21 protein-coding genes are annotated in these 25,107 nt (G+C 72.9%); 13 read left to right on the top strand and 8 right to left on the bottom strand.

The window, feature by feature from the left end:
- Positions 1-32 precede the first annotated feature (32 nt).
- The 5 genes from ACFYZQ_RS06050 (at position 33) to ACFYZQ_RS06030 (ending at position 3,208) form a co-directional block, all read left to right on the top strand.
- Positions 33-1,040 carry a Ppx/GppA family phosphatase gene (locus ACFYZQ_RS06050; protein ID WP_389142141.1) on the top strand — a complete coding sequence of 336 codons (1,008 nt, stop codon included), beginning with the start codon at positions 33-35 and terminating at the stop codon, positions 1,038-1,040.
- 65 nt (positions 1,041-1,105) lie between these two features.
- Positions 1,106-1,285, top strand: coding sequence for a hypothetical protein (locus ACFYZQ_RS06045; RefSeq protein ID WP_389142139.1), 180 nt, complete (start codon positions 1,106-1,108; stop codon positions 1,283-1,285).
- 41 nt (positions 1,286-1,326) lie between these two features.
- Positions 1,327-2,340, top strand: coding sequence for an iron-containing redox enzyme family protein (locus ACFYZQ_RS06040; protein WP_389142137.1), 1,014 nt, complete (start codon positions 1,327-1,329; stop codon positions 2,338-2,340).
- The gene (locus tag ACFYZQ_RS06035; protein WP_389142135.1) at positions 2,341-3,015 is read left to right on the top strand and encodes a HemK2/MTQ2 family protein methyltransferase; all 675 of its coding nucleotides are present in this window, start codon (positions 2,341-2,343) and stop codon (positions 3,013-3,015) included.
- Complete coding sequence (locus ACFYZQ_RS06030) at positions 2,996-3,208, top strand: CDGSH iron-sulfur domain-containing protein (protein WP_389142133.1); 213 nt, start codon at positions 2,996-2,998, stop codon at positions 3,206-3,208. Before ACFYZQ_RS06035 ends, ACFYZQ_RS06030 begins: the two co-directional genes overlap by 20 nt.
- 223 nt (positions 3,209-3,431) lie before the next feature.
- Here ACFYZQ_RS06030 and ACFYZQ_RS06025 read toward each other — a convergent pair whose 3' ends face one another.
- Positions 3,432-3,863 carry a protease inhibitor gene (locus ACFYZQ_RS06025; protein WP_389142131.1) on the bottom strand — a complete coding sequence of 144 codons (432 nt, stop codon included), beginning with the start codon at positions 3,861-3,863 and terminating at the stop codon, positions 3,432-3,434.
- Between the two features lie 324 nt (positions 3,864-4,187).
- On the opposite strand from ACFYZQ_RS06025, the gene ACFYZQ_RS06020 reads away from it, so the two are divergent.
- Both ACFYZQ_RS06020 and ACFYZQ_RS06015 read left to right on the top strand, forming a co-directional pair.
- Positions 4,188-4,766, top strand: a complete 579-nt coding sequence (locus tag ACFYZQ_RS06020) for a hypothetical protein (protein ID WP_389142129.1) — start codon at positions 4,188-4,190, stop codon at positions 4,764-4,766.
- A gap of 54 nt (positions 4,767-4,820) precedes the next feature.
- The gene (locus ACFYZQ_RS06015; protein ID WP_389142127.1) at positions 4,821-5,525 is read left to right on the top strand and encodes an alpha/beta fold hydrolase; all 705 of its coding nucleotides are present in this window, start codon (positions 4,821-4,823) and stop codon (positions 5,523-5,525) included.
- Between the two features lie 66 nt (positions 5,526-5,591).
- Here ACFYZQ_RS06015 and ACFYZQ_RS06010 read toward each other — a convergent pair whose 3' ends face one another.
- The 5 genes from ACFYZQ_RS06010 to ACFYZQ_RS05990 all read right to left on the bottom strand — a co-directional run bounded on the left by ACFYZQ_RS06010 (position 5,592) and on the right by ACFYZQ_RS05990 (position 13,768).
- Positions 5,592-7,217 carry a ricin-type beta-trefoil lectin domain protein gene (locus tag ACFYZQ_RS06010; RefSeq protein ID WP_389142125.1) on the bottom strand — a complete coding sequence of 542 codons (1,626 nt, stop codon included), beginning with the start codon at positions 7,215-7,217 and terminating at the stop codon, positions 5,592-5,594.
- 370 nt (positions 7,218-7,587) lie between these two features.
- Complete coding sequence (locus ACFYZQ_RS06005; protein WP_388793742.1) at positions 7,588-7,965, bottom strand: toxin Doc; 378 nt, start codon at positions 7,963-7,965, stop codon at positions 7,588-7,590.
- Positions 7,966-7,968: 3 nt separating this feature from the next.
- Positions 7,969-8,208 carry a hypothetical protein gene (locus ACFYZQ_RS06000; protein WP_388793744.1) on the bottom strand — a complete coding sequence of 80 codons (240 nt, stop codon included), beginning with the start codon at positions 8,206-8,208 and terminating at the stop codon, positions 7,969-7,971.
- A gap of 83 nt (positions 8,209-8,291) precedes the next feature.
- Positions 8,292-10,532, bottom strand: coding sequence for a glycoside hydrolase family 9 protein (locus ACFYZQ_RS05995; protein ID WP_389142123.1), 2,241 nt, complete (start codon positions 10,530-10,532; stop codon positions 8,292-8,294).
- Positions 10,533-10,663: 131 nt separating this feature from the next.
- Positions 10,664-13,768, bottom strand: coding sequence for a glycoside hydrolase family 2 TIM barrel-domain containing protein (locus ACFYZQ_RS05990; RefSeq protein ID WP_389142121.1), 3,105 nt, complete (start codon positions 13,766-13,768; stop codon positions 10,664-10,666).
- Positions 13,769-14,011: 243 nt separating this feature from the next.
- Here ACFYZQ_RS05990 and ACFYZQ_RS05985 point away from each other — a divergent pair, with 243 nt between their 5' ends.
- Positions 14,012-16,399 (top strand): SpoIIE family protein phosphatase, encoded by a 2,388-nt coding sequence (locus ACFYZQ_RS05985; RefSeq protein WP_389142119.1) that lies wholly within the window; start codon positions 14,012-14,014, stop codon positions 16,397-16,399.
- A 19-nt stretch (positions 16,400-16,418) separates the two neighbouring features.
- Here the strand turns inward: ACFYZQ_RS05985 and ACFYZQ_RS05980 are convergent, their stop codons facing one another.
- Positions 16,419-16,967, bottom strand: coding sequence for an RNA polymerase sigma factor (locus ACFYZQ_RS05980; protein ID WP_389142117.1), 549 nt, complete (start codon positions 16,965-16,967; stop codon positions 16,419-16,421).
- Between the two features lie 46 nt (positions 16,968-17,013).
- On the opposite strand from ACFYZQ_RS05980, the gene ACFYZQ_RS05975 reads away from it, so the two are divergent.
- From ACFYZQ_RS05975 to ACFYZQ_RS05955, 5 genes are all read left to right on the top strand, one after another.
- Positions 17,014-18,414, top strand: coding sequence for a serine/threonine-protein kinase (locus tag ACFYZQ_RS05975; RefSeq protein ID WP_389142115.1), 1,401 nt, complete (start codon positions 17,014-17,016; stop codon positions 18,412-18,414).
- 232 nt (positions 18,415-18,646) lie between these two features.
- Positions 18,647-19,348 (top strand): DUF4232 domain-containing protein, encoded by a 702-nt coding sequence (locus tag ACFYZQ_RS05970; protein WP_389142113.1) that lies wholly within the window; start codon positions 18,647-18,649, stop codon positions 19,346-19,348.
- A gap of 214 nt (positions 19,349-19,562) precedes the next feature.
- Positions 19,563-20,801, top strand: coding sequence for a hypothetical protein (locus ACFYZQ_RS05965; protein ID WP_389142111.1), 1,239 nt, complete (start codon positions 19,563-19,565; stop codon positions 20,799-20,801).
- A gap of 23 nt (positions 20,802-20,824) precedes the next feature.
- On the top strand, positions 20,825-22,120 hold the full coding sequence (locus ACFYZQ_RS05960) for an arsenic transporter (RefSeq protein WP_389142109.1): 1,296 nt from the start codon (positions 20,825-20,827) through the stop codon (positions 22,118-22,120).
- A 69-nt stretch (positions 22,121-22,189) separates the two neighbouring features.
- Positions 22,190-22,681: a universal stress protein gene (locus ACFYZQ_RS05955; RefSeq protein ID WP_389142107.1), complete on the top strand. Its 492-nt coding sequence runs from the start codon at positions 22,190-22,192 to the stop codon at positions 22,679-22,681.
- Positions 22,682-22,720: 39 nt separating this feature from the next.
- Here the strand turns inward: ACFYZQ_RS05955 and ACFYZQ_RS05950 are convergent, their stop codons facing one another.
- Positions 22,721-24,925: a ricin-type beta-trefoil lectin domain protein gene (locus ACFYZQ_RS05950; protein WP_389142105.1), complete on the bottom strand. Its 2,205-nt coding sequence runs from the start codon at positions 24,923-24,925 to the stop codon at positions 22,721-22,723.
- Positions 24,926-25,107: the final 182 nt, after the last annotated feature.

Genomic DNA, 25,107 nt, shown 5'->3' with positions numbered 1-25,107 from the left:
CATGACACGGCGCAGGCGGGTACTTGCCAGCCATGCGGATAAGCGTGGTGGACGTGGGCTCGAACACGGTGCGGCTCGTGGTGGCGGACGCGGAGGGCGGGGTGCCGCTGCCGGTGCACACCGCCAAATGGCGGCTGCGCCTGTCCGAGCAGGTCGAGCCCGGGGGGCGTATCCCCGACGAGGCCGTGGAGCGACTGGTGGAGGCGGTGGCCGGGGCGAGCAGGACCGCCGCCAAGTGGGGTGCGGCGGGACCGCTGGCCTTCGCCACCGCCGTGGTACGCGCGGCACCGAACCGGGCGGACGTCCTGCGGGCCGTCCGCACGGGCACGGGCGTCGACCTGTGCACCCTGCCCGGCGAGGTCGAGGCCGAGCTCACCTTCCTCGCCGCCCGGCGCTGGCTGGGCTGGCAGGCCGGGCCGCTGGCGGTGCTGGACATCGGCGGCGGCTCGCTGGAGGTCGCCTTCGGACGCGGCCGGCTGCCGGACTTCGTGGCCTCGCTGCCGCTCGGGGCGGGGCGGCTGACCCGCGAGTTCCTCGCCGACGAGGACCCGCCCTCGCCCGAGAAGCTGCGCGCTCTCAGACGCAAGGTCCGCCATCAGCTGCGGGACGTGGCCGCTCGCATCCGCTGGGAGGGCCCGCGCTCGGCGGTGGCGACCTCGCGCACCTTCCAGCAGCTGGGCCGGCTGTGCGGTGCCCCGCCGGGACGGCACGGGCCCTTCGTGGAGCGGGTGCTGCACCGTGACGACCTGCGCGACGCGATGGGCCGGCTGGCGGCCCTGCCCGCCGCCGAGCGCGCCCAACTGCCCGGCATCTCGGCACCGCGTGCCGCCCAGAGCCTGGCCGGGGCGGTGGTCGGCCACACCGTGATGAAGCTGACCGGCCTCGGCGCGGTCACCCTCTGTCCGTGGGCGATCCGCGAGGGCGTCCTGCTGCGGCGCATCGAGGACGGCCCGGCCTGGTGGGCGGAGACCACCCGCCGCTCGGAGGAGCCCCCGCCCCCCGAGCCCGTGCCACTGCACGTCGCGGGCGCCGCGAACTGAGCCGCCGTACCGCGCCTGCGCACGGAACCGGCATACAGCACATACCGAAGGAGAAGGAGACAGCCATGTCCAAGGCTGAGAACCGGGACGAGCATCCGAAGACGGCCCTCGAAGAGGTCCTCCACGAGGCCGCCCGGGCCGAGAAGCGCACCACCGAACCCGCCCGCGCCGAGGAACGACGGGGCGAGGCGGGAGAGGCCATCACCCCCAACACCCGGGCCGAGGAGGAGTCGCAGGGCGACTGACCGGGCGGGATGGCCGGCTGCGGTCCGGGTACCCGGGCGGCATGGAACAGCACTCCCAGGGCCCCGCGCTGCCCCCCGCCCGTGGCCCGGTCTCCGCGGCCGTCCAGGAGTACCTGCTCGGCACGGGCCCGGCGCCGTCCGACGAGGCGGTCACCGGGGCGGACGCGTGGGGGGACGACCTCCAGCTCGCCCTCTACCTCTGCTACGAGCTGCACTACCGCGGCTTCGTGGGCGTCGCCCCGGACCTCGAGTGGGACCCCGACCTGCTGCGCGTCCGGGCGGCGATGGAACAGCGCTTCCTTTCCGCGCTGCGCGCCGGCACACCGGTCCACGACAGCCTCGACGACGCGCTCGGGGAAATCCTCGTGGAGCCCGTCGACGGCTCCGGCGTCAGCCATTACCTGCGCGACGAGGGCGAACTGTGGCACTTGCGCGAATACGCGGCCCAGCGCTCGCTGTACCACCTGAAGGAGGCCGACCCGCACGCCTGGGTGCTGCCGCGCCTGTGGGGCCGGGCCAAGGCGGCGATGGCCGCCGTGGAGTTCGACGAGTACGGCGGCGGCCGTCCCGACCGGGTGCACGCACGGCTGTTCGCCGACCTGATGACGGACCTCGGACTGGACACGACGTACGGCCACTACCTGGACGCGGCGTCGGCAGAGGTACTGGCCACGGTGAACCTCATGTCCCTCTTCGGCCTGCACCGGGAGCTGCGCGGCGCGCTGGTGGGCCACTTCGCCGCGGTGGAGATCACCTCCTCCCCCGGCTCCCGGCGACTGGCCGAGGCGATGCGCCGCACGGGCGCCGGGCCGGCCGCGGAGTTCTTCTACGACGAGCACGTGGAGGCCGACGCGGTGCACGAGCAGGTGGTGCGCCACGAGGTGATCGGCGGACTGCTCGAGCAGGAACCGCGGCTCGCCCCCGACATCGCCTTCGGTATCGACGCGACCGGTTACCTGGAGGAACGCCTCGCCCGCCGACTGCTGGACTCCTGGCGTGCGGGACACTCCTCGCTACGCACCCCGCTTCCGAGGGAAATGAACCATATTCCCTGAATGCCGGGGTACTCGCGTTCCGTGAATTCACTGGTACTCCCGGGTGTGTACGCCCCGCAGGACGACACCGAGCTGCTGGCCGAAGCGCTGTCCGGGGAGCCGCTGGATCCCGGCGCACGCGTGCTCGACGTGGGCACCGGCAGTGGTGCCCTGGCCCTGGTCGCCGCCCGGCGGGGCGCGCGGGTGACAGCGGTCGACGTGTCCCGGCGGGCCGTGTGGACGGCCCGGCTCAACGCGTGGCTGGCCCGGCTGCCGGTGCGCATCCGGCGCGGGAACCTCTTCGGCCCCGTGCGCGGACGGTCGTTCGACATGATCCTGGCCAACCCGCCGTACGTGCCGGCGCCCGACGCCCGGCCGGAGCCACGCGGTCGGTCGCGGGCCTGGGACGCGGGCCGGGACGGCCGTCTGGTCCTGGACCGGATCTGCCGGGACGCCCCCGCGCTGCTGCGCCCCGGCGGGATCCTGCTGATCGTCCACTCCGCGCTGAGCGGCCCCGACCGCACCCTGGAGCTGCTGCGCGCCGCCGGTCTCAAGGCCGCGGTGACCCGCCGCCGCTGGATCGCCTTCGGGCCCGTACTGCGGGCGCGGCAGGCCTGGCTGCGCGAGCGCGGGCTGCTGTCGGCCGCCGACGAGAAGGAAGAACTGGTGGTCATCCGTGCCGAACGAGCCCTCTGACACACAGCGCCCCACCCCGCCCCGGCACGTAAGCATGCAGCGGCAGGGCCCCATCCTCGTCGACGGTCCGGTGGAGGTGGAACTGGAGGACGGCACCACGGTGTCCTCGGACCGGTTCCGCGTCGCCCTGTGCACCTGTCGGCGCAGCCGCCGCTATCCCTGGTGCGACACCAGTCACCGGCGCAGGGCCTGAGAGCCACCCGCGCCGGCGGCGGATCCTGAAGTCTTTTCCGCCGCTTCCCGGGGTGCCCCGGGACGGGCAGCCCGGGAAGCGGTCGTGATGCCGGGGGACGGCGGGCGGCCCCACTCCGCCCGTCCGACCCCCGGTGCGAGATCGCGAGGTCTCCAGGACCAGGGTCCGCACTCCCCAGCTGCGGGCCTGTTCCGGTGGTCGCGGAGACCGGGCGATCCCGGTCTCAGAACGCGTAGACGGAGCCGTAGGCGTCCTTCACGCACGCGTTGCCGAAGGTGTGCTCGTAGGAGACACGCTTGCCCTGCCAGACGCCCTCGACCGTGACGACGACGGGGTCGTACAGCTTGGTGCAGAACACGTCGTCCTTGCTCTTGAGGGCGTCGAGGTCGCCACCCGCGCCGCGCAGCTCGGCACAGGCCTCGGCGGCGGCCGGGTGCGTGCCGGAGGCCGTGGGAGCGCAGGACAGGGTGACGGCGCGCTCGGGTGTCGCGGTCGCCGCGCTCTGGCCGTGGCCGGTGGTGAGCACCAGGGCCGAGGGCGTGTAGAGCGACGACGGGGCGCTGACCGGTGCGGCGACGGCGGCCCCGGTCAGGGGTACGCAGACGGCGGTGGCCGTGAGGCCGATGGTCGCTGCCCAGCGCGCGGTGGTTCGCATTGTGTGCATCCTTCCGCTCGATTCGACGGGTCGCCGTCCCGGCCCGGTGGGTGCCGGAAACGGCGTGCGCCACTCTGCCGAGTCCGCCGCCGAAACTCACATCGGACCCACAGGTTTCGGTAACCTTGCGTGTTGAATCAGTGGCGTGAAGTCACAGAATTCGAACGTTACAACGCCGGAACTGAGCGGTTCTTGATCGCCGCTAGAGGCCGCTTGGCTGGATTTCATCAGTTCGTTAATAGGCCTGAAACATTCCGGTTCTGCCCTCGGCGCACTTCCCGCCGTCCCCTTGCGTTCACACGAAGGCGGAGTAATCGTCATTACATGATTACTTCAGAGCAAGAGAAGCTGCGCGGCTGGTTCACCGGCCGGTTGCCCGACGACCTCTTCCAGGACCTGGTCGAGGTGACCGTCGACCGCGAGGAGATCACCGTGATCGGCCGTATCCCCGGGCCCCGGGTCGTCGAGGGCGCCTCGGACGCCGAGCGGGAGGCTGCCGTGCAGGGCCGCGTCCAGGAGTTCCGTGAGCGCACCCGGGAAGCCCGGGTCTCCGTGGCCCGCGAGGCCGAGCACCGCTTCCGCAGGAAGGTTTCCTGGGGCGTGGAGTGCGACGGCGAGCGCGCCCTGTTCACGCACGTGGCCGCACCCGTGATGACCCGGCTGCGCCAGCCCGAGCGCCAGGTCCTCGACACGCTGATCGCCGGCGGGGTCGCACGCAGCCGCAGCGACGCCCTCGCCTGGTGTGTGCGGCTGGTACAGCGGCACACCGACGACTGGCTCACCGAACTGCGCGAGTCCCTGGAACACGTCCAGCGGGTGCGGGCACAGGGACCCGACGCCGAGGAGACGGCCGGTTCGCCGACCGAGAACAGCGAGAACACCGAGGACACCGGCGAGGAGTGAGACGTCCCGGCGGCCGGCCGGGGTGTTGTCGGACCCCTCGGCTACCTTGTCGGCATGACCAACTACATACTGGTGGCGGGGGCTTGGCTCGGAGCGTGGGCGTGGGAGGAGGTGGCGGCCGAACTGCGCGCGGCCGGACACGACGTCCGTGCGGTGACCCTGTCCGGCCTCGCCGAGAAGCAGGCGGTACCCGCAGGACAGCAGACGCACGTGCAGGACGTCCTGGACGAGGTGGACAAGATCGAGCACCTCGGTCCGCGGGACGTCGTCCTGGTCGGGCACAGCTACGCGGGGGTGCCCGTCGGGCAGGCGGCCGAGCGGATCGGCGGGCGGCTGCGGCGGGTGGTGTTCGTGGACTCCAACGTGCCGGTCGACGGGGAGTCGTTCCTCGACGGCTTTTCCAGCGACCACATACGGCAGTCCCTCGACGCGCACGACGGCGTCTGGCCGCCCCTGCCCCCGGCCGCCTACGAGGGCCAGGACCTGGACCAGGAGCAGATCCACCGCATCGTCTCCGAGGGCACCCCGCACCCGGGCGCCACTCTGACCGAACCAGCCGTCCTCGAGCGCCCGTTGGGCGGCCTGTCGGCGACCTACGTCAAGTGCTCGCTGGACGGGCGCACGCCGCTGCCCGCGGTGGCCGAACTGCTGAAGAGCGAAAGCTGGGAACTGACCGAGCTGGACACCGGCCACTGGCCGATGTTCTCCCGCCCCCGCGAACTGGCCCGGATCCTGCACGAGTCGGCCACCGTCGCCTGACCCCGGACCGCGACCCCGCATGCGATCCTCCGGAGGCCGGCGGGCCGGGCGCCGGCCCGGCCGCCGTCAGCTCCGCTCCGGCAGTCCGGCCGGCTGGGCGGGCGGTGCCTCGGTGCCGGTGATCGACAGGGAGCCGGGGCTCGCCGACGACGGGTCGGTGAGCCAGCGCTGGCCGGCCGATCTGTCACGGACCTTCACGACGATGTCGGCGCCGGTGTCCTTCCCCGCGGTGGCCAGGGCGAGGGTCTCGTCCCAGCGGGGCAGCAGCTCGCCCTGCACGGTGAGGTCGTAGCGCACGTCGCCGGCCCGGCCCGTCTTCTCGTCCGCGCAGGTGCCGAGGATGACCACCCCGGCGTCCGCGTGCGAGTCGAGGCAGAGGCCGGGATCGGCGGCGCTGCGCAGCAGCCCGTCGGTCTCGTACGTCCACTGCTGGGTGGAGGCCGACGAACACGCCGCCAGCTGGACGCCCGCCCCGGCCTTGGGGGCACCGTCGATGTCCAAGCAGAGCCCGCCGGCCGCGTTGCGCAACCGGGTCCCCCGGGTCGCGGCGGGCAATTGCGCCGCGCCGGGCTGGGAGGCGGAGGTGTCGGGCGTGCTCCGGGCACCGGAGGCGCCCGTCGAGGCGACCGGGTCGGTGGTGTCCCCGCCGTCCGGCCACAGGCCGGCCACCAGGGCGGTGGCGAGCAGTCCGGCCGAGGCCAGGCCGACTCCGGTGAGCAGTGTCCTCGGCGACGGCGCCGTCCGGGGGACGCGGAGTGCCGACAGGGGGATCCGCCCCAGCATGCGGTGGCGCGCTCCCCCGCCGGGCCGTCCGCCGGTGCGCCCGGAGGCGCCGCGGGTGCGCGGTGCGGCCGAACCGGCCCGTCCCGGGCGGGAGTCGAGATAGCGGCGGGCACCCCAGCCGAGCACGGCTTCGGCGAGCAGGATACCGGTACCGGCCTCGATCTGGCCGAGTTGCTCGGCGGCGTGCCGGCAGTAGCGGCAGGCGGCCAAGTGCTGCTGCACATCGGGCAGCAGGTCGCCGCCGCGCCGGATCGGCACGTCGAGGAGGCGGTTGTAGAAGCGGCAGTCCTTGCTGGGCGCGAGTTCCCGGTGGGCGCGGACGCAGCCCCGTCGGAAGGCTTCCCGGGCCTGCTCCAGCCCGGCCGCCGCGGTGTCGGCGTCCATACCGAGCAGACCCGCCGGGACGGTGAGAGGCTCCGCCTCGACCTCGGTGTGCCACAGCAGGCACTGGGCGAGCGGCATCAGCCCCCGGTAGGAGCGCTCGGCGAGGGCGCGGTTGTCGGGGGTCATGGACTGCACGGTGCGCATGCCCCGCCCCCCGGCCGGCTTCGCCAGGTCCGGCAGCACCTCGGGCAGGCGGTCGTCGGCCGACCACTGTGCGACCGTGTCGCGCACGGTCACCAGCAGCCGGGGCCGCAGCGGATCTGCCGGTTCGCCCAGCGCCAGCCGGTCGAGGACCCGGTGGAAGGCGGTGGCTGTGACCATGCGGACCACGGCGCCCTGGGCGGCGAGGCAGACGGCCGCGTAGTCCTCGGCCGGCTGCCAGTGCCGGGCCATGAGCAGTGCGACGGCGGAGGTGGCCTCTTCGTCCTCACGGCCGCGCAGTCGTTCGGCCAGTGATTCGTCGGACCCTCCGGGAGCACCGCCGGACGGCGGGTACGGGGGACGAGGGGGGTGGGGGGTGGGCACGGGGTGAATCCTTTGGTGCGTGTGCGCTCGAGTGGCTCACCCTTGCACAAGTCCCCAAAGCCCAACAAGGCGTTGGACCGCATCCATACCTCTGACAGAACTTCAGGCCATCGGTCTGCTCTCGCCTGTCCGAGCGCCCCGTGTGAAGCGCGCGCACACGCCGGACCTCCGCGCACGCTCCCGACGCCCGCCGCCGGGGAGTGCACTGGGAGCCGGCCTGCTCACAGGCCCCGCGCAGGACGGCGGCTCTGCTGCGCGATGTCGGCCGCCGGCCGCGTTCCTCCCGCCCTCGGCCGGCGGCCCCGGCCGGCCCGGGGCTTCTTCCCCTGCCGGCGGGGGCGGGTGCCGGACCGGCCGTCGGGTCCGGTGATCAGATCTGCCAGGAACGGAGCCGGTCGGCCGCGCCGTAGACGTCGGTCTTGCCGGACATCAGGTCCCGGGCGAGGTCGACGAGGGCCCCGTAGGGCGGGTCGATGCCGGCCCCGCTGACGAACATGTACGACACCGCCGTCGCACAGGCGAACCGCGCGTTGGCCGACGGCAGCGGCCTGAGCAGGGCGAGGGTGTGCAGCAGGGCCGCGGCCCGCCAGGCCGGGTCCGAGTCCACGCCGAGGCGGGGCGGATCGACCCGGTGCCGGGCGACGGCTGCGACCAGGGCCGAGAAGTCGTTGATCGTCGGCTGCTCGGGCAGCACTTCCTCGTGGCGCTGGAGCAGCCACGGCACGTCGATATGGAGGACTGGTGACATGGGTCAGGCGGCCTCGCCCTTGCCGGGGGGCTCGTCGTCCGGGAACGCGGCCGCGAACTCGTCGGCGTGCGTGGCGAAGAAGCGGCGGAACTCCTGGGCGCCTTCCTGCAGGGCGCGGTGCCGGGCGATGTCGGCCGCGGCCGCCTCGCGCACCAGGGCCTTCATCGACGTCCCACGCTCCTTGGCGATCTGCCGCAGGTCCTCTAGCTCGCGCTCGCTGAACTCCACGTTGAGAGCTGGCATGCCCCAAAAATAGCGCGCGGGTACTCAAGCGTAAATACCCCCAGGTCAGACGACATTTCCATCGGTACCCGCGCGTCCGTGCTCTACCTCTGGTCCGCCACGAACGACGCCATCCAGGCCAGGGCCGCGTTCCAGTTGATCGCGGTCTCGTTGGTCGACCAGGACTGGATGTCGTCGATGTAGCAGAACTGGCCGACGCAGCCGAGCAGTCTGCTCTGTGCGTACGGGTCCTGGATGCTCGAGTTGGGGCCTCCGGCGAGGGTTCCCTTCGGCGGGTTCGGGAGGGCCGGGTCGAGTTCGTGGGCGTACCAGCGGCTGTGCTCGTTGTGGGCGGCGACCTCGCCGTATCCGGTGACGTAGGAGATGTTGAGCGCGTTGCGGCCGAGGACGTAGTCCATGCTCTGGACCGCGGCGTCGCGGTACTTCGCGGCGCCGGTGAGGTCGTAGGCGGTCGCGATGACATGGGCGTTGTTGAGGACCTGGGCGTTGGAGCCCCAGTCGTAGCGGTTGCCGTCCGGGGCGTACGGCATGCCGTACGGCTGTGACCTCGCGGTCGCCAGGTAGGTGTCGGCCGCCCTGGTCACCGACCGGCGCACCTTGTCGCGGCCGGGGAGTCTGCTGGGCACGGTCGCCAGGTCCAGACGCCCTGCCGCGGCGGTGCGGCCCCAGTCGAAGCCCAGGCCGCCGAAGATGTCGGCGGTGTGCAGCGGGGAGCCGAGGACGTGGTCCGCGAACTGCTTCTCACCCGTGGTCAGGTACAGCTCGGCCGAGGCCCAGTAGAACTCGTCGGTGGCGTCGTCGTCGGGGTAGGCGCCGCCGCCGGTGCCGTCGTTCGGGTCCGGGTACGTCGTGGGGTGGGCGAGGGCGGCCGCCCAGGCCTTGCGCGCGGCCGTCAGGGCGCGGGCGGCGAAGGCGCGGTCGTAGGGGCGGTACAGGCGTGCCGCCTGGGCGGCGGTCGCCGCCAGGTTGAGGGTGGCCTGGGTGGTCGGGGCGTGCAGCTCCCGTTTCTGCGGGTCCTCACTGGGCAGCAGCGGCAGACCGGTCCACTGGGCATCGTGGACCTTGCTGTGCGCCATGCCCGCGAGGGGCTGTCCGTCCGGTACCTGCATCTTCAGCAGGAACTCCAGTTCCCAGCGGGCCTCGTCCAGCACGTCGGGCACCTTGTTGCCGCTCTCGGGGAGGGCGAGGGAGCCGTCACCCAGTCTTCCGGGTTCGCCGGTGCGGGCGTGCAGGGAGCGTTCGTAGGTGCTCAGCAGTTCCCAGGTGGCGATGCCGCCGTTGACGACGTACTTGCCGTGGTCGCCGGCGTCGTACCAGCCGCCGGTGACGTCGAGGGTGTAGTCGCACAGGCCCGGTTGGCAGGGGACGTGCGCGTCGCCCTGGTTGGGGGCGGTGTCCAGGTGCCCGGCGGGCCTGCCGTAGCCGGGACGGAGCGCGTCGCTGATCGCGATGCCGCTGCGCTGCGTGTAGTAGTACTTCAGCGAGTCGCGGCGCAGTTCCTCGTAGACCTGGGTGCCGATGTCGAAGGGACGGCTGGTCTCCCCGTCGGCGACCAGTGTGAAGTCCTTGCCGCGCGTCCGGTAGGCGCCGAAGTCGATCGACTGGACGTTCTGCGCGGAGGACACGTCGGTGCCGCGCGGCACGGTCCAGCCGTGGGCGACCGTCCTGCCGCCGGCGTTCCTCAGCTGCCAGGGCAGCCTCGTGGTGGAGTCGGTGACCAGGGTGGCGTTCTTCGGGCCGCCCGGCAGGTAGCCGGCCTGGTTGACGCGGACGCGCGGCCCAGTGTCGGGCTCGTACACCTCCGGCGGGACGCCGCCCAGCAGCGACACGTCGTCCAGGCAGATCCGCCAGGCGTCCGCGGCGCCGCCCACCTGGAAGGCGACCTGTGCCTGGCTGGTGTCGACGGGCGAGGTGAAGGTGTAGGAGTAGCCGTCGCCGGAGGGGGTCAGCTGCGGGCTCGTCTCGTACCAGGTGTCGTACGGGGACACCTGGAGCCCGACGATCGCCCGCACCACGTGCCCCTCGGGGGAACCGGACGCCTTGAAGGAGAACCGGTACGACTCCCCCTTGACCAGGGTGATGTCGTTCTGTCCGATGGCCGAGTCCCAGCGGTTGGCCGTGCCGCCGGGCACGTCGGCGCAGAGCCGCCCGTCGGACAGGCCCGCGGTGACGTTGCTGGTCCACCACGGGTCGGCGGTGGTGTCGAAGGTGCCGTTCCTCACCTGTTCGACCTCGTCGGCGCCGGCCTGCGCGGCCGGCAGGGCCGTGAACGCCGCGGCGAGGAGGGCGGTCACGGCGAGCAGGGCGGTTCTGCGTCGTTTCACGGCGGGCTCCTCGGGTGAGGTGGGAGCGCTCCCAAATGCGGACGCAGGCCATGCTGTGCGAGACATGACACGCCGTCAACGGTCCGGACGGGACGGATTTCCGCCCGGACCCACTTGACGTCCCGGACGTCCTACGCGTCGAGCCGGGTGATCCGTACCGCCCCCTTGGTCTCACCCGGGTGGGCGCTGGTCAGGGTGAGCCGGATGCGCGAACCCCGGGCCGCGTCGAAGGTGATCACCGTCGCGGCGTCCGAGGTGGTCGCCCAGTCCACGCTCGCGCCCGTCACCGGCGCGTACTTCGTCCCGTCCCACACGGCGACTTCGACCGACGCGGGCAGCGTGTGCGTGGCGTCGACGGTGAAGGTGGCTTCCACCCGGTCGAAGGTCCGGGTGCGGCCGAAGTCGACGGACACCCAATCCTCGGCCCGGGCTCCGTTGAACGCGGGCAACAGGGCCGTCGCCGACTTCGAGAAGGCGTTGGACCAGCCGGTCGCCGGGTCGCCGTCGAGCATGGCGGCGGGCAGGGTGTCCGGGCGCCCGGAGTAACTGGCGTCCGCGTAGGGGAGATCGCGCGGCGCCGGGTGGTCGTCCTGGAAGCCGGGGGCCGGCGTGCGGACCACCGAGCGGGCGGGCGTGGTGCGGACGGTCACCGTGTCCCCCCGCAGCCCCTCCACCCGTGCCGCTACCTTCAGGGCACCCGGCTTCGTGCCGGAGCGCACGATGGCCAGGGCCTTGCCGTGGAAGGCGGTGCGGGTGGCGGCCTGGTAGCGCTCGGCGCTCTCCTCGCGCCCGTTGTCGAGGCCGGCGAGGGAGCCGCCTCGCACGTCGAAGGCGATGAGGTGCTCGGCGCCCGGCACCACCACCCCGTGCGCGTCGACGATCTCGGCGGTCACGAAGACCAGGGAACGGCCGTCGGCCGCCAGGGACCTGCGGTCGGCGGTGAGGCGCACCGCGTGCGGGGCCCCGGCCGTGCGCAGCACATCACTCGCGACCGCCTTGCCGTCCCGCCGGGCCACCGCCTTGAGCTCGCCGGGCGCGTACGGCACCTTCCAGGTCAGGTGCAGCTTGCCCGCGCTGCCGTTCGGGCTGGTGTAACTGCCCGGGTAGGGGCCGCCGGTGAAGGTCTTGTCGTCGCCGGTGGCCTCGGTGGTCTCCAGGTAGGTGCGGCCGTCGGTGGTCTTCTTGGTGTCGAACTCCCGCACCCCCAGGGACTTTCCGTTGAGGAACAGCTCGACGGTGGGGACGTTGGCGTACGCCCAGACCTCCACCGTGTCCCCCGGCTCGTGGTTCCAGGTCATCGGCACGAGGTGCACCATCGGCTCGCTCACCCACTGGCTGCGGAACAGGTGGTACATGTCCTTGGGGAAACCGGCGGTGTCGACCGCGCCGAAGAAGGACGCCTTGACCGGGAAGACGTCGTACGGGGTGGGCTCGCCGATGTAGTCGATGCCGGACCACAGGAACTGACCGGCGAACCACTTGCGGTCCCGGTCCTTCTTGTGGCCGTACTCGCCGCTCATCGTCCAGGAGGCGAGGTTGTTGTCGTAGGAGGAGACCTCCCGCCTGCCGGGTGTGTGGTTCTCGCCGGTGTTGAGGTGCTCGGGCTCCTGGTAGCTGCCGCGGGTCGAGGTCTCGGAGGAGGACTCCGACTCGAAGAGGAACAGCTTCGGGTACTTCGCGTGCAGGGCGTCGACCGACTTGGCGGTGTTGTAGTTGAGGCCCAGGCCGTCCAGCTTGGCGAGCATGAGGTCCGCCGGGGAGCCCGTGGCGGGCACGCCGTGGTACTTGTTCGAGCCGATGACGACCGGCCGGGTGTCGTCCGCCGCCTTGATCGCGCCGATGATCCGGTCCGCCATTGCGAGCCCGGCGGTGGTGGTGGAGTCGGGGATCTCGTTGCCGATCGACCACAGGACGACGGCGGGCGAGTTGCGGGCGGCGAGGACCATCTCGGTGGCGTCCTTCTCGCACCACTCGTCGAAGAACCGCCCGTAGTCGTACTTGGTCTTGCCGGTCTTCCAGCAGTCGAAGGCCTCGACCATCATCACGATGCCCAGTTCCTCGCAGACCTCGATCATCTGGGGTGAGGGCGGGTTGTGCGAGGTGCGGAAGGCGTTGACGCCCATCGACTTCATGATGGTCATCTGCCGGCGCACCGCGTCGATGCTGATCGCAGCGCCGAGGGCGCCCTGATCGTGGTGGAGGTCGACGCCCTTGATCTTGGCGTGGGTGCCGTTGAGGGAGAAGCCCTCGTCCGGATCGAAGCGGTAGGAGCGGATGCCGAAGGTGGTGCGGTAGGTGTCGGTGGTCCGGCCGCCGGCCCGGAGTTCGGTCACCGCGGTGTAGCGGTGCGGGGCGGCGAAGTCCCACAGGCGGGGACGGGCGACGGTGAGTTCGTGGGTCTCGCTCGCCGTGCCGGAGACGGCCACCGTGGAGGACGTACGGGCGACCGTGCGGCCCCCGGGATCGAGGATCCGGGTCAGGACCCGCACGTCCGTGCCGCTGCCGGTCTCGTTCACCACGTCGGTGCGCACCCGGACGACGGCCCGCTCGGCGGTGATGTCCGGCGTGGTGACGTACGTGCCCCAGCGGGCCACGTGCACGGGGTCGGTCACCACCAGGCGGGCCTCGCGGTAGATGCCGCTGCCGGAGTACCAGCGGCTGCTGGGCAGCTGGTTCTGGACCTTGACCGCGAGGACGTTCTCCGTGGTGCCGTCGGTGTGCACCAGGTCGGTCAGGTCGAAGGCGAAACCGGTGTAGCCGTAGGGGTGCCGGCCCACCTGGGTGCCGTTGCAGTGGACGTACGAGTCCATGTAGACGCCGTCGAACTCCACCGAGATCCGCTTGCCCGCGCAGGCGGGCGGCAGGGTGAAGGCGAGGCGGTACCAGCCGAGGCCACCGGGGAAGAAGCCGGTGCCGCTGGTCGTGCCGTGCTCGGTGGTCGGGGTCTGCTCGATGCTCCAGTCATGGGGTACCGCGACCTCGCGCCAGGCGGAGTCGTCGTACCCGGGGTCGGCGGCGTTCGCGTACGCGCCGGTCGGGTCGGTGATGCCGCCCGGGTTGACCAGCGCGAAGCGCCAGCCGTCGCGCAGGGGGACGGTGCGGCGTCCCCCCGCGTCACCGGACGCCTCGGCGGTGCCGAGCGCCTCGGCGGCCCCGGCGGCCGGTGCGCCGAGGAGCGCTCCGGCCGTGGGGGCCGCCGTGGCGGCGACCAAAACCGATCTGCGAGTGACCGTCATGGCGGCTCTCCCTCATCAGGGCCCAGAAGTACTCACAACTGATCGTGAACGCACAGATTCTGACGTGGTGGCACACGGGTCAGTCAAGGGTGCGGGGCCGTACACCTGCCTCAGGAGCAACATCGGCCTGATTCGGCCCTTGACGCTGCCCCGTCCCCGCGGGGTTGCCTGCAGCGGGACGCACTAGGCTGGACCCCGAGTAACGCCCGTGTTCACAGTGAGTGTGCGCGATGGAGTCCGACCATGAGCCCGGTGTATCCGTTCGACGACGCCGCGACGGCGCGGGCTGTCATCGACGACCGGGGCACCCTGCTCGAGTGGAACGCCGGCGCCCGGCGGTTGCTGGGCTGGAACGCCACCGACATCCTGGGCCGCTCCGCCGTGACCATGCTGGCCGGCGGGGACAAGGCCCTGCCCTTCGCTCGCGGTGCTGACCGCTGGTACGGTATGATCACGCTGTGTCACCGTGACGGCTCGGCGGTGTCCGTGTGGGTGCTCGCCCACCACACCCCGCCGAACGGCGACCGCCCGGGCCGCTGGCTCGTGGTCACCCCCTTGGACGGCGACGCGCCGCCCTCGCCCGACGACCCGCTGGAGCGGGCCGAGCTCCTGCAGTCACCCTGTGCGATCGCCATCTACGACGAACGGCTGCGACTGCGCCGGATGAACGACGCCATGGCCGAGGAACTCGGTCTGCCGCAGGAGCGTCTGCGCGGGCTGCGCATGCCCGAGATCAACGGCCGACCGCAGAGCGTGGACATCGAGCAGCACCTGCACCGCGTGCTCACCACCGGCCGCGGGTACGACGTGCACTCCTACGTGCCGATCGGCGCCGACGGCCGCGGATACGCCTGGCTGGCCCGCATGGCCCCGATCACCGACGACTCCGGCCGGGTACGGGGGGTGTGCCTCGCCTCCCACGACTTCACCGAGCAGCACCTGGCCCGGGAGCGGCTCCAGATAGTCAACGAGGCGAGCGTGCGCATCGGCACCACCCTCGACGTCGTCACCACCGCCCAGGAGCTGGCCGACATGTGCGTGCCGGCACTCGGCGACTTCGTCACCGTCGACCTGCTCGATCCCCAGGAATACGGCGGCGAGCCCCCGGCCGATGTCACCGCCCCGGTCCGGCTGCTCCGGGTCGCGCACCGGTCCCTGCTGCCGGGCACCCCGGAGGCCGTGGCCGAGCCCGGTCAGGCCGACCTCTATCCGGCCTCGTCCCCGCAGGGGGCCTCGCTCACGGCGGGCCGCACGATCATCGCCTCGACGGCCTCCCGCGACCTGGAACAGTGGCTGGCCTGGAGCCCGACGCGTGCCGAACGGGTACGGGAGCTCGGCATCCACGCCACGATGTCCGTGCCGATCCGGGCCCGCGGCCTGACCCTGGGGGTCGCGGTGCTCACCCGGTACCGGCGGTCCGGCCCCTTCACCGCGGACGACGTGCTGCTCGCCGAGGAGATCACGGCCCGCGCCGGCGTCTGCATCGACAACGCCCGCCGCTACTCCCGCGAGCGGGAAACCGCCCTCGCCCTCCAGCGCAGCCTGCTCCCCCGCACCCTGCCGCGCACGGCCGCCCTGCTCGCCGCGTCCCGCTACCTGCCCGCGGCGCGCGCCGGGGTGGGCGGCGACTGGTTCGACGTGATCCCGCTGTCCGGGATGCGGGTCGCGATGGTCGTCGGGGACGTCGTCGGCCACGGCATCCAGGCCTCGGCCACCATGGGCCGGCTGCGCACCGCGGTCCGCACCCTCGCCGACATCGACCTCGCCCCGGACGAGCTGCTCACCCACCTCGACGACCTGGTGCTGCGGCTGGCCGAGGAGTCGGGCGGCGACGCAAGCACCGGCGAGGTCGGCGCGACCTGCCTGTACGCCGTCTACGACCCGGTGTCGCGCCGCTGCACACTGGCCCGTGCCGGGCACCCCGCGCCCGTGCTGCTGCTGCCCGGCAGGGCGCCCCGGCAGATCGACCTGCCGGCCGGGCCCCCGCTGGGCCTGGGCGGACTGCCCTTCGAGTCCGCCGAGCTGGACCTGCCCCAGGGCAGCGTCCTCTCCCTGTACACCAACGGCCTGCTCGAGTCCCGTGACCGGGACGCGGAGACCGGTCACCGGCTGCTGAACGAGGCCCTGGCGGGATACGCGGGCTCGCTGGAGGAGACCTGCGACCGGATCCTGCGCGCCCTGCTCCCCCAGGGCGGCTCGGCCGACGACGTGGCGCTGCTGCTCGCCCGCACCCAGGGGCTCCCCGCCTCCCAGGTGGCGACGTGGGACATCCCGGCCGATCCGGCGCTGGTCGCCCCGATCCGCAAGCAGGTCGGCCGGCAACTGGAGCAGTGGTCGCTGAGCGAGCTGGCCTTCACGGCGGAGCTGGTGGTCAGCGAGCTGGTCACCAACGCCATCCGGTACGGAGCACGCCCGATCCGGCTACGGCTGATCCAGAACGCGGCGACACTGATCTGCGAGGTGTCCGACACCAGCCACACCGCCCCGCACCTGCGCCGCGCCAAGACCTTCGACGAGGGGGGCCGCGGACTACTGCTGGTCGCCCAGCTCACCCAGCGCTGGGGCAGCCGGCACACCGCCGAGGGCAAGACGATCTGGGCGGAGCTGGAGCTGTACCAGGAAGATCAGTAGCGCCGGTGGCCGTGGGAGGTCAGGACGCGGTCAGCCAGGGCCGCACCTGCTTGCGGGCCTCGTGCAGCCGGGACTTCAGGGTGCCCAGCGGTATCCCGACACGCTCGGCGACCTCGGCGTACTCCAGCTGGCAGATGTCCCGGTAGACCAGCGGTGCGACCAGGTGCGGGTGCTCCCGCTCCAGGCGGTCCAGCGCCTCCAGCAGGTCGACACGGGAGCCCGCGATGACACTGGTGGTGCGCGGGTCGACGTACGCGGCGGGCTCGATCGCGGCCGGCTGCTCGGCGGCACGCCGCTTCAGCTCGCGGTACTTCTGCCGGGCGCAGTTGGCGACGACGGTGTAGAGCCAGGTGCCGAAACGGCTGCGGCCCTCGAAGGTGGAGATCCGCCGGGCGATCTGCAGCAGCACGTCCTGTGCGGCCTCCTCCGCGTCCTCCCGGCAGGGCAGGAAGCGTCCGCAGCGCCGGACGACCTCGGGCCGGACCTGAGCCAGCAACCGCTCCAGGGCCGCCGGATCGCCCGCGGCGGCACGCCGGGCGAGGTCTTCGGTCAGCGCCGCGTCGTACACCGCAGGTCCCCCTTGGATCCGATCTCCGAGCAGGCATGATAGTCGTATGCACTCCCTCGAGCGGATCGGCCGCTACCGCCTGGAACGACGCCTGGGCTCGGGCGCGTTCGGCACGGTGTGGCTCGCCCACGACGACCAGCTCGAGGCCCCGGTGGCGGTGAAGGTCCTCGCTGAGAACTGGTCGCACCGCCTCGACGTCCGCGACCGGTTCCTGTCCGAGGCACGCCTGCTGCGCAAGGCCGACTCCGGCCGGGTGGTGCAGGTCTACGACATCGGTGAACTCGCCGACGGCAGGCCGTACTTCGTCATGGAGTACGCCGACGCCGGCACCCTCGCCGACCGGCTGGCCGACGGCCCGCTGCCGGTGCCCGAGGCGCTGCGGCTGACCGCGCTGGCGGCCCGCGGCGCGGCGGCCCTGCACGAGGCGGGCATCGTGCACCGGGACGTCAAGCCGAGCAATGTACTGCTGCGCACCGCGCCGGACGGCAGCCTGCGGGTGCTGCTGGCAGACCTGGGCCTCGCCAAGAGCCTGGCCCAGGCGTCGGGCCTGACCCTGGCCGCCGGTTCGGCCGGGTACCAGCCGCCGGAGCAGGCCGAGCCCGGCGCCGGCATAGACGCCCGGGCCGACGTCTACGCTCTGGGCGCGGTCGGCTACGAGCTGGTCACCGGCACGGTCCCGGGTCCGCCGGGCAGGGTCGTACCGCCGCGGCGACTGCGCCCGGACCTCGCCGACGAGGTCCAGCGCGCCCTGCTGCGGGCGCTGGAGCCGGACCGCGAGCGACGCTGGCCGGACGCGACCGCGTTCGCGGACGAACTGGACCGGCTGGCCGTGCGGACGCCCGCCGCCCCGCGGCGACACCGGCTCGACGGAGTGCGCCGGAGGATCGGCGCCCTCACCCTCTCGGTCGCCGCGGTCCTGACCGCCGTGGCCGCGGCCGTCACGGTGACGCTGGTCCACGGGGGCTCCTCGGCCGGTTCGCCGCCCGACGAGGTGCGGGTCGAGGACTCCACCGGCCGGATCGTGGCCGAGGTGCCCTCCGGCTGGGGCCGCCAACTGCGCGACGCCGGCTGGGACCCGAAGGCGCTGGGCCTGGCCCCCGGGCACGAGCCGGGGCTCGCGGTCGCCGACGACCTCGCGAAGTGGCCGGACCTCGGTGCCGGGGTGGACGGGGTGTTCGTCGGCCTGAGCGAGCACGGCGACGTCACCGCGAAGGTGAACGCGCTCGCCCATGGCGGCTGCCACTACGACGGCAGCCGCGCCTACACCGCCGCGGCATGGCAGGGCCGGATCCGCACCTGGAACGGCTGCCCGGGCGGCGGCTCGATCAGCGAGACAGCGCTGCGCCCGGCGAGCGGCAAGGCACAGCCTCAGGCGTATGTGCAGATACGCCAGACCGGGGAGGCCGACGCGACGGAGCGCATACTCCGCTCGCTCCGGGTCACCTGACGGGTGACCCGCACCGCCCCGGAAGGGAAGACCCCAGGGAGACATCCCATGGAGTCGCCGCGCGGAAAGCACCCGTGCGGGAGGAACCCGTACGGAAGAACGGGCGAAAAAGCCGCGCGGACCGCGAACTTCGCGGCCGCTCGGCGCATCGGACTCTCATGACGGCGCACGAGGCGCCGCGGACACCCGCCGACACGGCGCGTGCCACGACCTTGCAGGAGTGTTGAGAGACATGGCGTACACCTCCCAGTCCTTGCGTGGAGCGGCCGTGCTCGGGAGTGCGGTCGCCGTACTGGGCCTCATGAGCGCATGCGGCAACGACACGGGTGGCGGTGCCCCGCAGAAGGTGCCGGGCAACGCATCCCCCGCGTCGGACGGGCCGACGGGTGCGACGCACACCTCGGGCGGCAGCGCCCCCGCGTCGCCGAGCGCCGCGTCCCCGGCCGGCACCCCGTCGTCCCGGCAACCGACCGCCACGACGGGCACGGGCGACAGCGCGGTGGACGCGGGCAGGAGCACCCGCTGCCACACCTCCGAGCTGAGTGCCACCGTGGGCCGCAACAACCCGGGCGCGGGTCAGGAGAACTTCCCCGTCGTGCTCACCAACAAGTCCGCCCGCACCTGCACCCTGCACGGCTATCCCGGCGCCGCCTTCGTGAACGCCTCCGGCACCCAGCTCGGCCCGGACCCGAAGCGCTCCTCCGGCAAAGCCGCCACGGTCACGCTGAAGCCGGGACAGAGCGCGTGGGCCGGCCTGAGCTTCTCCAACCCGGAGATCAGCGAGGCGAAGACGGCGACGCCCGCCGCGCTGCTCGTCACCCCGCCGGACGAGCGGGACCAGCTCAAGGTGAAGTGGACGGCCGGTGCGGTGCCGGTGTCCGGCAACTCCTCGTCCGTCTTCCTGACCGTCATCGCTCCCGGCACCGGCGCCTGATCCACCCGCCGGCCCGCCTGCACGAGCCCTGACCCGGACCCCGCTGCCACTCCCCCGGGCAGCGGGGTTCGTCATCGCCGCGTCCCGACTGTCACAGGACGGGAACAGGCACCGTCCGCCCCGATCTTTTGGCCGCAGCCGCCCATCGAACCCGTCGACCGCAACAGCGATGAGGCCCCCGACGGGGCCGCGACGAGGAAATCGGGGACGGAACATGAGCGGCATCTCACGCAGGCGTCTGCTGACCGCGGGAGCCACGGCGGGCGCCCTGGGCGCCCTCTCGGCCTGCTCGGCCGGGGGAATCTCCCTGGGCGGCGACGGCTCCAGAAGCGGCCGGAGCACGGCGCAGGCCCGGCCGCTGAAGAAGATCGGCGACGGTTCCACCGCCGACACCGGGGCCCAGCCGCACCAGCCGAAGGCCACGCGGATGAAGCCGGGTACCCGGCCGCCGCAGTTCGTGGTGTTCTCCTGGGACGGCGCGGGCGAGCTCAGCAACAGGTTGTTCTCCCGGTTCCGCAAGGTGGCCGCCGACCACGGGGCGAAGATGACCTTCTTCCTCAGCGGCATCTACACGCTGCCCGAGTCCAAGAAGCACCTCTATCACCCGCCGCAGCACCCGGTCGGCGCGTCCGCGATCGGCTATCTCGCCGACCGGCACATCCACGCCACGCTCCAGCAGGTGCGCTCGGCCTGGCTGGAGGGCCACGAGATCGGCACGCACTTCAACGGGCACTTCTGCGGCGCGGACGGGGTGCGCAACTGGTCGAGCGCCGAGTGGCGCAGCGAGATAGACCAGGCGGTCCGCTTCGTCACCGAGTGGCGGACGAACACCGGCTTCACCGATCTCGACCCGCTGCCCTTCGACTACCGCAAGGAGCTGATCGGCGGCCGCACCCCCTGCCTGGAGGGCCAGGCCGCGCTGCTGCCGACGGCGGCCGCGCTCGGCTGGAAGTACGACGCCAGTTCGCCCGGCGGGCTGCAGATCTGGCCGGGCAAGGTGCAGGGCAACCGGATCTGGGACTTCCCGCTGCAGTCCATACCCTTCTCCGGCCACTCCTTCCAGGTCCTCTCCATGGACTACAACATGATGTACAACCAATCCGCCGGAAACCCGCTGGGCGACCGCTCCCGGTACGACGCGTGGCGCACGCAGGCCCGCGACACGTACCTGGCGGGCTTCCACCGCGCCTACACCACCAACCGCGCGCCCTTCTTCGTCGGCAACCACTTCGAGCGCTGGAACGGCGGCATCTACATGGACGCCGTCGAGGAGGCCATCGGCCGGATGGCCGAGTACGACGACGTGCGCTTCGTCTCCTTCAAGCAGTTGGTGGCGTGGCTGGAGGCGCAGGACCCCGCCGTCCTGCGCACGATGCGCACGCTGAGCCCGGGGCAGTCCCCGGCAGGCGGCTGGGCGGAGTTCCTGGGCGCGGCGGGCACGGGGGCGTCGTAGGCCTCTTACCGACGTCTGCTTTCATGGGCGGGCACTCGTCGATCACCGAAGCGAAGGACCGAGCCCTGAACACCCCGCTCGCCGAGGCCCTGTCGGTCGTTCTGCTCGTCGCCGTGCTCGCCTGGGCCGTGGTGCGGCCCTTCGGCTGGCCGGAGGCGGTACTCGCCGTTCCCGCGGCCGGGATCGCCGTCGTCACCGGCGCGATCTCCGTGGACCACGCCCGGGCCGAGGCCGAACGGCTGGGCCCGGTGGTCGGGTTCCTGGCGGCGGTGCTGGTGCTGGCGCACTTCTGCGACGTCGAGGGCCTGTTCGAGTGGTGCGGGGCGTGGATGGGCCGCCGGGCGGCCGGGCGGCCGGTTCGGCTGCTGACGGCGGTGTTCACGCTGGCCTCGGTGATCACGGCGGTGCTCAGTCTGGACGCCACGGTGGTGCTGCTGACGCCGGTGGTGTTCGCCACGGCCGCCCGCACCGGTGTACGGCCCAAGCCGCACGTCTACGCCTGCACCCATCTGTCGAACACGGCGTCGCTGCTGCTGCCGGTGTCCAACCTGACCAACCTGCTGGCGTTCGCGGCGAGCGGGCTGGGCTTCACCCGGTTCGCCGCGCTGATGGCACTGCCGTGGCTGGTGGCGATCGGCGCGGAGTACGCGGTGTTCCGGCGGTTCTTCGCCCGTGACCTGTCGGCGGCGGCCCCGGGCACGGACGGGGCCGGGAAGCCGCCCGGACTGCCGCTGTTCGCGCTGGTGACCGTGGCGTGCACGCTGGCCGGGTTCGTGGTGGCGTCCGCGGTCGGCGTCGATCCGGCATGGGCCGCGGCGGCGGGGGTGCTGGTGCTCGCCGGCCGGGCGCTGTTGCGGAGGCGGGCGACGCCCATGACGGTGGTGCGGGCGGCGGCCCCGGGCTTCCTGGCATTCGTGCTGGCGCTGGGGATCGTGGTGCGCGCCGTGGTGGACAACGGGCTCGCCGACGCGCTCGGGCACGTGCTGCCCGGCGGTACGGGGCTGCCTGCACTGCTCGGCACGGCCGCGCTGGCCGCGGTCCTGGCCAACCTGATCAACAACCTGCCCGCCGTACTGGTCCTGCTGCCGCTGGCCGCGCCGGCCGGGCCCGGCGCCGTGCTGGCGGTGCTGCTCGGGGTGAACATCGGCCCGAACCTGACGTACGCGGGTTCGCTGGCGACGCTGCTGTGGCGGCGGATCGTGCACCAGCACGAACATGATGTGGACCTCGGGGAGTTCACCCGGCTCGGACTGCTGGCCGTGCCGTCGGCGCTCGTCCTGGCCGTGGTGGCACTGTGGGGGTCGCTGCAGGTGGTGTGAGACAGCGGGTGGCGTGAGGCAGCGGGTGCTGTGAGAGAGCTGGTGTGCGACCGAGGGAGGCCGACCGCAATGCGTGTGATCGTGTGGCTCGTCGAGGGCACCTGGCCCGCCTGCGTGGACGCCGTGGGCACCCACGCCCCGAACGCGTCCGACGTGGTGCTGCTGCATGTCAGCGGGCCGGACGTGCCGGGCGTCGCGCACGGCGCCTTCGCCGGGCTGCTGGGCCGCGGCCGTCCGGACCGGGATCCGGGCACCCGGCTGGAGGGCCTCGGCGGCCGCTCGGCCGCGGAGCTCCTGGAGACGGCGGCCGAGCGGCTGGGGCGGCCCTGCACCCGGCTGGAGCGGGCCGGGCGGGTCGAGCGGGAGGTGGTGGCCGCCGCCGAGGGCGCCGATCTGCTGGTGCTGGCCCGCGACGGGGACCGGGCACGCCTCGGGCCGCACAGCCTGGGCCCGGCCGTGCGCTTCGCCGTGGACCACGCTCCGTGCCCGGTACTGCTGGTGTGGCCGGAGGCGGCCCCGGCCCTGACCACGATGCCGCCCGCCCCGCCGCCGCACCACTGACGGCGGGGTCCGCCTGCCCCTGGAGGATCAGCTGGAGGTTCAGCGGCCCCTGTGGCCGAAGCCCGAGCCGTCTCCGTAGCCGGTGCCGCCGCCCCATCCGCCGCCGTACTGGCCACCGCTCTGGCCGCCGTACTGGCCACCGCTCTGGCCGCCGTACTGACCGCCCCAGCCGCAGTAGTACGGGTTGTAGGCGCACATGTCGGTGGAGGCGGTGCTCGACGGTGTCGGCTTCGCACTGTGCGAGGAGGCAGGCCGGGTGCTCGACGGGGTGGGCGCCGGCGAACGGGTCTTCGCGGACTTGGGCGTGACCGGGGCGGAGGTCGTCGCCAGAGGCGCGCTGTCGGCGTCCCAGTTGACGTTCTGCATCTGCAGGTCCGACTTGGAGGTGTCGATCACCCAGCGCTGGACGTCGCTGTCCACGCGGGTCTTGACGACGAGGGCACCCGCGCCGTCGGTGGCGGCGGGGGCCAGCGCCAGGTCCTGCTCCCCGCGCGGCACCAGGGCTCCCTGGAGGGTGAAGTCGTAGCGCACATTGACGCCGGAGGCGGCCGTGCACGGGGCGAGCTGGACCGAGTAGCCGAGGTGGGAGTCGAGGCACAGGCCGGGGTCGGCGGCGCTGCGCAGCTGCCCGTCGGTCTCGTACGTCCACTGCTGGCTCGCCGTCGAGGAACAGGTGGCCAGCTCGGTCTCGGCGCCCTCGACGGCCTTCTTGCCGACGACGCCGACGCACAGCCCGGAGGCGAGGTTGTGCAGCCGGCCGCGCAGGGTGCCCTTGGCGGTCTGGCCCGACCCGACCCAGGACGGGTTCGTCGTCGAGGAGCCGGAACCGGGCTTCTTGCCGTCCTTGCCGCTCGCGGCGGGGGTGGCACCGTCGCCGGAGCCGAGCACCGTCCACAGCACCAGCGGCAGCACGACCAGCCCGCTCACGGTGGCCACGGCCACGGAGAGGTTGCGCCGCCGGACGCGGCGGGCCGCCCGCTGTGCGGAACGGCGGGAGGCGGGGCTCGAGGCGTCGGCGGCCGCTTCGCCGTCCGGGGTGGAGGCGCGAGAGGTGCTCCGGCGCCTGCTCCGGGGTGCGGTTCCGCCGGAGCCGGGGCGCTCGGCGCGGCGCGCGCCACGGGGCCGGCGGGGCTCGCCACCGGACGCGGGTGCGGCGGTGGCGACCCCGTCGCTCGCCATGGGGGCGGGTTCCGGGGCGGCCGGGGACGCGCCGCCCGGCGGGCCCGCTGCCGGGTTGGCGAAGGGAGCGCCTGCGAAGGCTCCCGGAACCGGATCGGTGAAGGACTCGCCGCCCGCCAGGTCGGGTGCCGCGCCGGTGAAGGGGCTGCCGCCGGTGAGACCCGCCGCGATGGCGGCCGCGTGCTCGCCCCCGGCCGACGGGGCGCCGCCTTCCTGCCCGGCGGGCGCCTCGGCGCGGGCCGCCCGGGACTCCACGTAGGCCGCGGCGCCCCAGCCGAGCACCGCCTCGGCCAGGGAGAGCCCGAGCCCGGTGTTGAACCCGTCCAGCTGGTCGGCGGTGTCCCGGCAGTGCCGGCAGCCGTTCAGATGCCGCTGGAGGTCGGGGTCGACGTCGACGCCGGCCCGCCGATAGGTCACGTCCAGCATCCGTATGTAGCGCAGGCACTCGCCGTCCTCGGCGAGTTCACGGTGGGCCTGCAGGCACTCGTCGCGCAGCCGCTCACGGGCACGCCCCAGCTCCACGCGGACGCCCTCCTCGTCCAGACCCAGCAGCGCGGCGGGGATCGCGAGGGGTTCGGCCTCGACCTCGGTGTGCCACAGCACGGCGCGCGCGGACTGGGGCAGCCGCTGGAACGCGCGGGAGATCAGTCGCCGGTACGCGGGGGGCAGCATCCGGACCGCGGCGCGTTCGCCGTCGCCGGTGCCGGAGCGCAGCTCGGGGTGGAGGAGTTCCTGCCGGCCGTCGTTGTCCCACTCCGCCGCGATACGGCGCACGGTGACCAGGAGTTCGGGTCTCCAGGCCGAGGTCGGACCCGCCTGTCTGATGGTGGCGCCGAAGAGCCGGGTGAAGGCCGCGGTGGTGAGCATGCCGGCCGCACGCGGTCCGTCGGTGCACAGCCGGGCATAGGCGAAGGCCGCTTCCCAGTGCCGGTCGAGGAGCTCACCGACGGGATGCAGCGCGGGCGTCGCTCCTGTCCACTTCTTCAGCTCCGCGCTGAGCTGCTCGTCCGGGACGTCGAACGGCCGAGGCGGAGTGGGGGAATTCGACAGGCCTGCGTCATTCACCGGTGCATTCCTCCAAGACGCCGCACGGGATTTAGTCCATACCAAGAGGTATGGTATCCGGCCCTGCGACACGATCGGGACACCCGTACGGGCTTCGGCATCTCGAACGCGCACCTTCGGCGGCTCTTTTGGAGCGCCGGCGGGGCGTACGGGAGCGGCCCCGAGCATGCGGAGTGCGACAC

It is taken from the genome of Streptomyces sp. NPDC001843 (genome assembly GCF_042891955.1).
Taxonomy (GTDB): Bacteria; Actinomycetota; Actinomycetes; order Streptomycetales; family Streptomycetaceae; genus Streptomyces.
The sequence above is the reverse complement of the archived record's forward strand: the minus strand, read 5'-3'. Positions and strand labels throughout refer to the sequence as shown.

Excerpts from the sequence above, each read along its gene's own strand:
- ACFYZQ_RS06050 (WP_389142141.1), top strand. The coding sequence starts at position 33 with ATGCGGATAAGCGTGGTGGACGTGGGCTCGAACACGGTGCGGCTCGTG.
- ACFYZQ_RS06045 (WP_389142139.1), top strand. The coding sequence starts at position 1,106 with ATGTCCAAGGCTGAGAACCGGGACGAGCATCCGAAGACGGCCCTCGAA.
- ACFYZQ_RS06040 (WP_389142137.1), top strand. The coding sequence starts at position 1,327 with ATGGAACAGCACTCCCAGGGCCCCGCGCTGCCCCCCGCCCGTGGCCCG.
- ACFYZQ_RS06035 (WP_389142135.1), top strand. The coding sequence starts at position 2,341 with ATGCCGGGGTACTCGCGTTCCGTGAATTCACTGGTACTCCCGGGTGTG.
- ACFYZQ_RS06025 (WP_389142131.1), bottom strand. The coding sequence starts at position 3,863 with ATGCGAACCACCGCGCGCTGGGCAGCGACCATCGGCCTCACGGCCACC.
- ACFYZQ_RS06020 (WP_389142129.1), top strand. The coding sequence starts at position 4,188 with ATGATTACTTCAGAGCAAGAGAAGCTGCGCGGCTGGTTCACCGGCCGG.
- ACFYZQ_RS06015 (WP_389142127.1), top strand. The coding sequence starts at position 4,821 with ATGACCAACTACATACTGGTGGCGGGGGCTTGGCTCGGAGCGTGGGCG.
- ACFYZQ_RS06005 (WP_388793742.1), bottom strand. The coding sequence starts at position 7,965 with ATGTCACCAGTCCTCCATATCGACGTGCCGTGGCTGCTCCAGCGCCAC.
- ACFYZQ_RS06000 (WP_388793744.1), bottom strand. The coding sequence starts at position 8,208 with ATGCCAGCTCTCAACGTGGAGTTCAGCGAGCGCGAGCTAGAGGACCTG.
- ACFYZQ_RS05990 (WP_389142121.1), bottom strand. The coding sequence starts at position 13,768 with ATGACGGTCACTCGCAGATCGGTTTTGGTCGCCGCCACGGCGGCCCCC.
- ACFYZQ_RS05985 (WP_389142119.1), top strand. The coding sequence starts at position 14,012 with ATGAGCCCGGTGTATCCGTTCGACGACGCCGCGACGGCGCGGGCTGTC.
- ACFYZQ_RS05975 (WP_389142115.1), top strand. The coding sequence starts at position 17,014 with ATGCACTCCCTCGAGCGGATCGGCCGCTACCGCCTGGAACGACGCCTG.
- ACFYZQ_RS05970 (WP_389142113.1), top strand. The coding sequence starts at position 18,647 with ATGGCGTACACCTCCCAGTCCTTGCGTGGAGCGGCCGTGCTCGGGAGT.
- ACFYZQ_RS05965 (WP_389142111.1), top strand. The coding sequence starts at position 19,563 with ATGAGCGGCATCTCACGCAGGCGTCTGCTGACCGCGGGAGCCACGGCG.
- ACFYZQ_RS05960 (WP_389142109.1), top strand. The coding sequence starts at position 20,825 with ATGGGCGGGCACTCGTCGATCACCGAAGCGAAGGACCGAGCCCTGAAC.
- ACFYZQ_RS05955 (WP_389142107.1), top strand. The coding sequence starts at position 22,190 with ATGCGTGTGATCGTGTGGCTCGTCGAGGGCACCTGGCCCGCCTGCGTG.